Source organism: Streptomyces noursei (assembly GCF_001646665.1).
Classification (GTDB): Bacteria; Actinomycetota; Actinomycetes; order Streptomycetales; family Streptomycetaceae; genus Streptomyces; species Streptomyces lavendulocolor.
The window spans coordinates 219,749-228,147 of record NZ_LWBU01000017.1 but is presented as its reverse complement, the minus strand read 5'-3'; the positions used below and the strand labels follow the sequence as shown (position 1 = coordinate 228,147).

Annotated in this window: 7 protein-coding genes; 2 read left to right on the top strand and 5 right to left on the bottom strand. The window is 72.0% G+C overall.

All coding sequences use genetic code 11. The annotated features are described in order from the left end of the window. The first annotated feature begins 119 nt into the window (after positions 1 to 119). Positions 120 to 986: an aminoglycoside phosphotransferase family protein gene (locus tag A4V12_RS03235; protein ID WP_064067656.1), complete on the top strand. Its 867-nt coding sequence runs from the start codon at positions 120 to 122 to the stop codon at positions 984 to 986. Positions 987 to 1,058: 72 nt separating this feature from the next. Next, positions 1,059 to 1,625 (top strand): GNAT family N-acetyltransferase, encoded by a 567-nt coding sequence (locus tag A4V12_RS03230; protein WP_064067631.1) that lies wholly within the window; start codon positions 1,059 to 1,061, stop codon positions 1,623 to 1,625. Here A4V12_RS03230 and A4V12_RS03225 read toward each other — a convergent pair. From A4V12_RS03225 to A4V12_RS03205, 5 genes are read right to left on the bottom strand one after another with little or no spacing between them, the layout of a single operon-like run. Then, entirely contained in the window at positions 1,615 to 3,195 is a 1,581-nt protein-coding gene (locus A4V12_RS03225; RefSeq protein WP_064067630.1) for a type IV secretory system conjugative DNA transfer family protein, read from the bottom strand. The two genes, A4V12_RS03230 and A4V12_RS03225, sit on opposite strands and share 11 nt — an antisense overlap. A 1-nt stretch (position 3,196) precedes the next feature. Continuing rightward, on the bottom strand, positions 3,197 to 4,597 hold the full coding sequence (locus A4V12_RS03220) for an ATP-binding protein (RefSeq protein WP_064067629.1): 1,401 nt from the start codon (positions 4,595 to 4,597) through the stop codon (positions 3,197 to 3,199). Positions 4,598 to 4,612: 15 nt separating this feature from the next. Further along, the gene (locus A4V12_RS03215) at positions 4,613 to 6,166 is read right to left on the bottom strand and encodes an SCO6880 family protein (RefSeq protein ID WP_064067628.1); all 1,554 of its coding nucleotides are present in this window, start codon (positions 6,164 to 6,166) and stop codon (positions 4,613 to 4,615) included. Further along, positions 6,163 to 7,542 (bottom strand): hypothetical protein, encoded by a 1,380-nt coding sequence (locus A4V12_RS03210; protein WP_064067627.1) that lies wholly within the window; start codon positions 7,540 to 7,542, stop codon positions 6,163 to 6,165. Before A4V12_RS03210 ends, A4V12_RS03215 begins: the two co-directional genes overlap by 4 nt. Continuing rightward, on the bottom strand, positions 7,532 to 8,377 hold the full coding sequence (locus tag A4V12_RS03205; RefSeq protein ID WP_064067626.1) for a hypothetical protein: 846 nt from the start codon (positions 8,375 to 8,377) through the stop codon (positions 7,532 to 7,534). The genes A4V12_RS03210 and A4V12_RS03205 overlap by 11 nt, the downstream gene beginning before the upstream one ends. Positions 8,378 to 8,399 lie beyond the last annotated feature (22 nt).

Sequence of the window (8,399 nt, the reverse complement as noted above, 5' to 3'; positions counted from 1 at the left end):
ACAATTTTTAGCCTCAGTCCCTGGACCTTGTGTCCGGGGACTGAGGCATTTTTGCGTTCCGGACCAGGAATTCTGTTTGACGCACACCGCCGTCCGGCGGTCGGATGGCCCGCATGGACATGCACATCGACGACGACGTCGTGCGGCGCCTGATCGCGGGCGGGTTTCCGGAGTGGGCGGCATTGCCGGTGAAGCGTTTTCCGTCCGGCGGGACCGTGAACGACGTGTACCGGCTCGGGGACGACATGGTCGTACGACTGCCACTGACCGAGGGCGGGGCGGCGGATCTGGTGAGGGAGCGGGAGTGGCTGCCGCGGCTCGCGGAACGGCTCCCGGTGGGCATACCCGAGGTGCTGGGAGCCGCTGGACCGGCGGAGGGGTTTCCCTGGGCCTGGTCGGTGTACCGGTGGCTGGACGGCGCCAACCCGCGGCCCGGGGCGCTCGATGAGCCGCTGCTGCTGGCCGAGGACCTGGCCCGGTTCGTGGCCGCCATGTGGAGCGTCGAGCTGCCGGGGGCGCCGGCGGCGTACCGGGGCGGCCCGCTGGGCACGCTCGACGCCGCGACCCGGGCGGCGATCGGCCGGCTGAGGGGCATCCCCGACGAGGGCGTGGACTGCGACGCCGCTCTGGACGTGTGGGAGGAGGCGCTGCGGGCGCCGGGGCCGCACGGGGCACCGGTGTGGGTCCACGCCGATTTGATGCCGGGCAACCTCCTGGTCGACGGCGGCCGGCTCGGCGCGGTGATCGACTTCGGGTGCATGGGGGTGGGCGACCCGGCCTGCGACCTGTTCCCCGCGTGGAACCTGCTGCCGGCCGGGGCCAGGGAGGTCTTCCGCGCGGCGCTCGGCGTGGACGACGCCACCTGGCTCCGGGGCAGGGCCCGGGCGTTCTCGCAGGCGCTCATCTCCCTGCCGTACCACCGCGGGAGCAACCCGGCGATGGCGGACAACGCCCGCCACGTCATTCGCGCCGTCCTCGCGGCCTGACCGCGCGGGGGCAGCCGCCGGCCCGAGGGGAATTGCGTTGCCGGGCAGGGGCGCCGGCGTCAGGATCGGGGCATGGAACACGTGATACGCCCCGTCCGGGCCGATGAGTGGCGCAAGGCCCGCGATATCCGGCTTGACGCGCTGCGCGACCCGGCCGCGCCCCTCGCCTTCCTGGACACCTACGAGGCCGCCGTCGGCCGGCCCGACGAACACTGGCGGGAACGGACCGCCGGTGTGGCGGAAGACAGGGACGGCGCCCACCAGTTCGTCGCCGAGGCGCCGGACGGGTCCTGGGACGGGACGGTCACCGTGCTGGTGGAACGGGCGGGCGAGGACGTCCGGTTCGGCGAGGCACCGGTGGTCGACCAGACGCATGTCGTCGGGGTGTACGTACGGCCCGAGGCGCGCGGTGCCGGGCTGGCGGACGCGCTGTTCCGGGCGGCCGTGGAGTGGTCGTGGTCGCTGGGCGGAGCACCCGTGCAGCGCGTACGGCTCTATGTGCACGAGCGGAACGCCCGGGCGGCGGCGTTCTACCGCAGGGCCGGGTTCGTGCCGACCGGGGTCGGCGTGCCGCTGGAGGGGGACGCGAGCGGGGCGCTGGAGGTGGAGTACGAGGTGCGGCGGCCCGTCACGGGGTGAGGGGCCGGTCCGGCCAGCGGGCGCGGCCCTGTTCGGCGGAGCGCAGCAGCACATGCGTGGGAAGACCGGTGTCCTGACCTCTCGTCAGCAGCTCGGGCAGCTCCGGGAGGGGCGCCACGGCGGCGACGTCGTCGAGGACGAGCGTGAGTGGTGGGTCGAGCCGACCGTCGGATGACCGTGCGGCCATGCGGCGGCCGTGCTCGACCACGTCTGAGGCGAGCGCGGTCAGCAGGGGCATCGCGCCCGGGTGGGTCCTCGGGTCCTCGATCGGTTCACCCACCACATAAAGGGTGCCCGCTTCGGCGATGAATGATTCCAGGGCCAGCGAATCAGTTCGATTCGGTGTGCACGCCTCCCGGATGTGAACCGAGGAGAGCGCCGACAGCGCCCGTACGGTCAACTCCTGCGCCACCTCACGCCGTTCCGGGTAGGCCGTGAGGGCCGACTCCAGCAGGCCGGCGTGACTGTTGGTGGCCTTGGGGTGCGTACGCAGGACGCGTACGGGTTCGTGGGCGCCGTTGTTCTGCGCCCAGCGCTGGACCTGCTTGAAGGGACGCCCGTCCACGGCGGCCGCGTGCAGCCAGCAGCGCAGGAGGGTCTCGGCGGTGTCGGCGACAGCGGCGTCCATCCGCGCCCGGGGGCGTACGGGGGCGAGGAGCGCGGCGGCGCGGAGGGCGGCCGTACCGGTGTCCTCGCAGCCCCGGAGGGGCGACCAGTGGAGCCGGGCGGGTGTGTCGCACCGGTGGCCGGGGTCGTAGACGAGGACGGGGCCGAGCTTGGCGCGGGCGTCCTTGGTGTCGGCCCAGACGGCCGGGTCGGAGGTGACGACCAGGGCGGGGCCGGCGGCCTCCTCGATGGCGCGGCGGGCCACGGGCCGGCGGTCGGCGGCGGCGCCGTAGAGGAGCCGCGGGGCGGGAGCCGGGGCCGGTGGCGCGGTGACCGGCGCGCCGTGCGTTCCCGCGCCGAGGGGGGTGTGAGGTGCGGGAGGGGCTTGGGGTGGGTGTGCCGCAGGGGATGTCTGCGGTACGGGTCCGGGCTGGGCGGCGGGCTCGGCGGTGGACCCGGCGGCGGGCGTGTGGGCGGGCACGGGTGCGGGGGCCTGGGCAGGCGCCTGGGCCGGGACGGGGTGTCCCTGGTCCTTGCCCACGGGTACGGGCTCCGGTGCCGACGCCGCAGGTGCCGTGCCGGGTGCCGGTGTCCGCGCCGTGCGTGCCGCGCGCGCCGCCGCCCGTACCGCCCGCCAGCGGGCCAGTGTCCCGACCACGAACACGGCCAGCACCACCAGAACCAGCATCTCGCTGATGAACAGGCCCCAGAACAGCCCGTACCCCGACAGCTGCCCCGCCGGAGTGGCCGGCCACGCCGCGGCCAGGTCCTGGGGCTCGGTCACCAGGCTGCGCAGCGCGAACGGGGTCTGGGAGAACGTCACCCCGTCCGGCCACGCCCCGTGCGCGAACAGCCCGGCCAGCCCGGTCGCCGTCCAGGCCAGCAGCGTCAGGCCCAGCAGGAACCCCAGCAGCCCCAGCAGCAGGCCGTCGGGGATGCCGCGTTCCTCGGTCCTGCGGTCCATGTCATGCCACCGTCGACTGAGAGGACTCGTTCATCTGCTGCTCGATGAGGGCCGCGCGCTGCTCCGCCTCCCATTCGGCCGCCTGGATGTCGTCGGGCACGGACGACTCCGTCATCGCCCGGTCCGTGTAGACCAGTGGCCGTTCCGCCTCCGTGACCAGGTGTTTGACCACCTGCACATTGCCGTTGACGTCCCAGACCGCGATACCGGGCGTGAGCGTGGGGATGATCTCCACCGCCCACCGGGGCAGGCCGAGGACCCGGCCGGTGGCCCGCGCCTCGTCGGCCTTCTGGGCGTAGATGGTCCGGGTGGATGCCATCTTCAGGATGGCCGCCGCCTCCCGTGCCGCCGCCCCGTCGACCACGTCGCTCAGATGGTGGACCACCGCCACGAAGGACAGGCCGAGCCGCCGCCCGAACTTCAGCAGCCGCTGGAACAGCTGCGCCACGAACGGGCTGTTGATGATGTGCCACGCCTCCTCCACCAGGAAGATGCGCTTCTTGCGGTCGGGCCGGATCCAGGTGTGCTCCAGCCACACTCCGACGATCGCCATCAGGATCGGCATGGCGATCGAGTTGCGGTCGATGTGGGAGAGGTCGAACACGATGAGCGGGGCGTCGAGGTCGATCCCGACCGTCGTCGGCCCGTCGAACATGCCCCGGAGGTCACCGTCGACGAGCCGGTCGAGGACGAGGGCGACGTCCAGGCCCCACGCCCGTACATCGTCTATGTCGACGTTCATCGCGGACGCCGACTCCGGCTCCGGGTGACGCAGCTGCTCGACGATGTCGGTGAGGACGGGCTGGCGGTCGGTGATCGTCTGGTTCACGTACGCGTGCGCGACCTTGAGCGCGAACCCGGACCGCTCGTCCAGGCCGTGCCCCATCGCCACCTCGATGATCGTCCGGAGCAGCGCCAGCTGGCCGGTGGTGGTGATCGACGGGTCGAGGGGGTTGAGCCGGATGCCGTCGTTGAGGGCGGCCATCGGGTCGAGGCGGATGGGAGTTATCCCCAGCTCCTGCGCGATCAGGTTCCACTCGCCGACGCCGTCCTCGCCCTGGGCGTCGAGCACGACGACCTGGCGGTCCCGGAAGCGGAGCTGGCGCAGCACGTACGTCTTCTCCAGCGCCGACTTGCCGTTGCCGGACTCGCCCAGCACCAGCCAGTGCGGGGCGGGGAGCTGCTGGCCGTACAGCTGGAACGGGTCGTAGATGTACCCCTTGCCGCTGTACACCTCGCGTCCGATGATCACGCCGGAGTCGCCGAGGCCGGGAGCGGCGGTCGGCAGGTAGACGGCCTGGGCCTGGCCCGTCGACGTACGGACGGGAAGCCGGGTCGTCTCGACCTTCCCGAAGAGGAAGGCGGTGAAGGCCTCGGTGAGGACTGACAGCGGATCTCGCATCAGAATCAGGCGCCCCTAACGGCGGATGCCGGTCGCGAACGGCAAGGTGTTCACAAAGGCCCGGTGGTGCTCGCGGTCGCACCACTCCAGCTTCAGATACGACTTGCCGGCCGAGGCCCTGATCGTCCGCTTGTCCCGGGCCAGGGCTTCGGGCGTACGAGACGACACAGTGATGTACCCGACCAGGTTCACCCCTGCCGCGCCGCTGGCGAGATCTTCACCCCGCTGGTCGAGCCGGCCGTGGGCGGCGATGTCGCGGGGGTCGACGGTGCGGTTCATCTTGGCGGCACGGCTGGCCTCCGCCTCGTCGTTGGTCTTCTCGGTCAGCATGCGCTCGATGGCGACCTCGGTGGGTTCGAGGTCCATGCAGACGGCGACGGTGCGGATGACGTCAGGGGTGTGGACGAGGAGGGGCGCGAGGAAGTTCACGCCGACCGGGGTCATCGGCCACTCCTTGACCCACGCGGTGGCGTGGCACCAGGGCGCGCGGGTCGACGACTCGCGGGTCTTGGCCTGGAGGTACGTCGGCTCGACGGCGTCCAGTTCGGCGGGCCAAGCGTTTCGTTTCGTCATCGCCTGGATGTGGTCGATGGGGTGGTCCGGGTCGTACATGGAGTGCACGAGGGACGCGAGCCGGGACTGGCCCAGCGGCTGGCGCACCCGGATGTCGGCCTCGGCGAGGCGGGCGCAGATGTCGGTCAGCTCGCGCGCCATGACCACCGCCAGGCCCGCGTCCTTGTCGAGCTTGCGGGCGCCGGTGGCCTGGCGGGCGGCGCGGGCCATGGTGTGGGCCTCGGCGGCCAGTTCGCGGGTGTAGTGCATGCAGGCGACGAGGTACGCGCGGTGCTGCTCGCTGGAGGTCGACACCATGGACTGGAGCTGCTCGTAGGAGTCGCGGAGCCAGCCGGGGGCGGTCGGGTCGCCGCGCTGGGCGACGTCCTTGGCGTGGGCGTCGGGGTCGGCGGGGAGGGTGCGGGCGAGCATCTGGATGCGGGTGACGAAGCCGTCGCCGTTGGCCACGTGCTTGAGGAGGGTGCCGAAACGGTCCACCAGGGCTTCCTGGTCCTCGCTGTCGCGCAGGCCGACGCCGGGGCCCTCGATCTCGATGGCGGCGGTGACGGTGCGGCGGTCGGCGTGGAGGAGGACGGCGATCTCGTCGGGCCCGAACGGGGCGGAGAGCCAGTTGATGCGGCCGATGCCGGGCGGCGGGCCGACCTCCACCTCACGGCCGTCGAAGCGGGTGCCCGCCTCCATGGCGGTGGACCGGTAGGTGGTGCCCTGGCGGAGGGTGCGCTTGTAGCTGCGGTTGATCTCGAACCACTTGTAGAACGTACGGCCCTTGTACGGGACGTACACGGCGGCGAGCGCCAGCATGGGGAAGCCCATGAGCGACACGATCCGCAGGGACAGGACGGGGACCAGCAGCCCGCTCATCATGCCGAGGAACGCGCCGGCGATGATCAGCGCGATCTCGCCGGTCTCGCGGTTCTTGCCGACGATCGCGTTCGGCCGGGCCCGGCCGATGAGATACGTGCGGCGGGGCGTGATCGTATGGGACTGGGTCGTCAACGCCCTCCACCTCCTGTGCTTCCTGTGCTGCTGCCTGTGCCGGTGTTGCTCTTACGGTGGGAGTGCGGCGTACCGCTGGTGCCCGGGCTGCGGGGCGGGGGTGCGGCGGAGGGGACTGATCCGCCGCCGGCCCCGCCGCTCACGCCGCTCCCGCCGCCGGACGGCTGGTTGCGGGAGCTGTGGGCGGCGACGCCGCCGGAGACGGCGCTCGCCTGCTGGGCGTTGCCGCCGCCGCCACCGCGCTGGTGGTTGCGGCTGCTGTGGGTCTTGATCCCCTGTGAGACGAGCGCGGCGGGCGAGGAGATGACCGCGGCCGCCTGGGAGCCGTCGGTGGCCTGCTTGCGGTTCGTACGGGCGGAGGCGATCTCGTCGCCGAAGCCGGGGACGAAGCGGTAGATCATCGCCGAGGCGAAGATGGCCAGGAGGATGATGGCGAGGCCGGACACGACCGCCGAGAACGCGTCGGGTCCGTCACCGGAGGACAGCGCCCCGGCCAGGCCGAGGACGATGACGATGACCGGCTTCACCAGTACCACCGCGATCATGATCCCGGCCCAGCGGCGTACGTGCCCCCACATGTTCTTGTCGACCAGCCCGGCGTACACGACGGTGCCGAGCAGGGCGCCGACGTAGAGCAGGGCGGCCCGGATGACGAGCTCCAGCCACAGGATGCCGGCGGCGAGGATCGAGACGAGGGAGACGACGATCAGCATGATCGGCCCGCCGCCGATGCCCTCGCCCTTCTTGAGCGCCTCGGCGAACGTGCCGAAGAAGGCGTCCGTCTGCCCGCCGCTGCCGCTGGCGATCACCTCGGTGACGCCGTCGGTCGCGGAGACGACGGTGTAGAGGATGAGTGGGGTGAACGCCGACGCCAGGACGGTGAGCCACAGGAAGCCGATGGCCTCCGAGATCGCGGTCGCCAGGGGCACGCCGCGGATGGCGCGCTTGGCGACGGCGAGGAGCCACAGGACGAGGGTCAGGACGGTGGAGGCGGCGAAGACGACGGCGTACTGCTGGAGGAACTTGGGGTTGGTGAAGTCCACCTCGGCGGTGCTCTTCACGGCCTCGCTGAGCTTGCCCACGATCCACGCGGCGGCGTCCGCGCAGCCCCGCGCGAGGGACGCGAGCGGGTCGAGGGCGGCGGTGGGGTCGGCGGGGTTGGCGGGGGTGGAGCGGGCGGCGCCGCCGGGCGCGCCGTTCTCGCACAGGTCGCGGGCGGGTCCCGCAATCAGCTCGCAGCCATTGCCGCTCGGACTGGGCGAGGGCGTCGGAGTGGGTGCTGCGGTGGCACGGGTCGCGAAGAGGAACAGGGCGGATTGGACGGCCGCCAGCGTCACGAGGACGGAACGTCCGCGGTGCCGAGGGTTAACGGGCATACGTGAACCCTCCGTATTCGTTGACCGCTCCTGCGATCTCGTCGGAGCCCGAGACGGGGTTGTCTCCGGTGACCGGCGTCGGCCCGGTCTTCTGGGACGTTTCCAGAACCTTCCAGTCGGAGCCGTTCCACCGCAGCTTCAGGCTCACGGTGAACCAGCCGCTGGTCACCGGCTTGGTGGACGACTCGCCCGTCAGGCCGAAGAGGCCCATGCACCAAACGTCGACGTCGGCGGTGTCCGCCGCGAAGTTCTTGACTTTCGTTCCGGCCGGCAGCGTCCGGTTGACGAACGTCGAACCGGACGGCGCGCTGCCGTCCGCCTTCAGGCCGATCTGGCTGAGGAACGCCTCCGAGTAGTCGGCGTCGAAGCCCGACTGAAGTTTGGTCAGGGAGTCGGCGTGCGCAACCGCCCGGACGATTTCCTGGCGTCGCACTGGATTGAACATTCCGTCAGATCCGAGCGCCACCGCGTAGTTCGCCGCCGCGCTCTGGGCGCCCTGTTCGTCGCGGGCGTAGCCCGAGGGGATCGTGCCGTTCTTGCCCGCGACGGGTCTGACGCCGGTCGCGGCCGTGGGGGCGGCGGCGCGGTCGGCCGGGGCGTCCGAGGGGGTGTCGTCGCCGCCACCGCTGCGGTTGGCGAAGGCGATGGCGGCGATCAGCAGCACCACCACGCCCACCACGGTGATCAGCGACCGTGAGTTGCGGGCTGGGCGGCGGGCGCCGCCGTAGACGCCGCCGTAGACGTCACCGGCGCCGCTGTCGGGCAGGCGGGTACGGGTCTGTCCCGTACCGCCGCCTCCCGCGCTGGCGCCGTCGTGCTCGTCGCCGAGGCTCATGACGGGTACGCCCCCTCAACCG

What these genes read in the sequence shown, in the direction of transcription:
- A4V12_RS03235 (WP_064067656.1), top strand. Translation starts at nt 120, where the DNA reads ATGCACATCGACGACGACGTCGTGCGGCGCCTGATCGCGGGCGGGTTT.
- A4V12_RS03230 (WP_064067631.1), top strand. Translation starts at nt 1,059, where the DNA reads ATGGAACACGTGATACGCCCCGTCCGGGCCGATGAGTGGCGCAAGGCC.
- A4V12_RS03225 (WP_064067630.1), bottom strand. Translation starts at nt 3,195, where the DNA reads ATGGACCGCAGGACCGAGGAACGCGGCATCCCCGACGGCCTGCTGCTG.
- A4V12_RS03220 (WP_064067629.1), bottom strand. Translation starts at nt 4,597, where the DNA reads ATGCGAGATCCGCTGTCAGTCCTCACCGAGGCCTTCACCGCCTTCCTC.
- A4V12_RS03210 (WP_064067627.1), bottom strand. Translation starts at nt 7,542, where the DNA reads ATGCCCGTTAACCCTCGGCACCGCGGACGTTCCGTCCTCGTGACGCTG.
- A4V12_RS03205 (WP_064067626.1), bottom strand. Translation starts at nt 8,377, where the DNA reads ATGAGCCTCGGCGACGAGCACGACGGCGCCAGCGCGGGAGGCGGCGGT.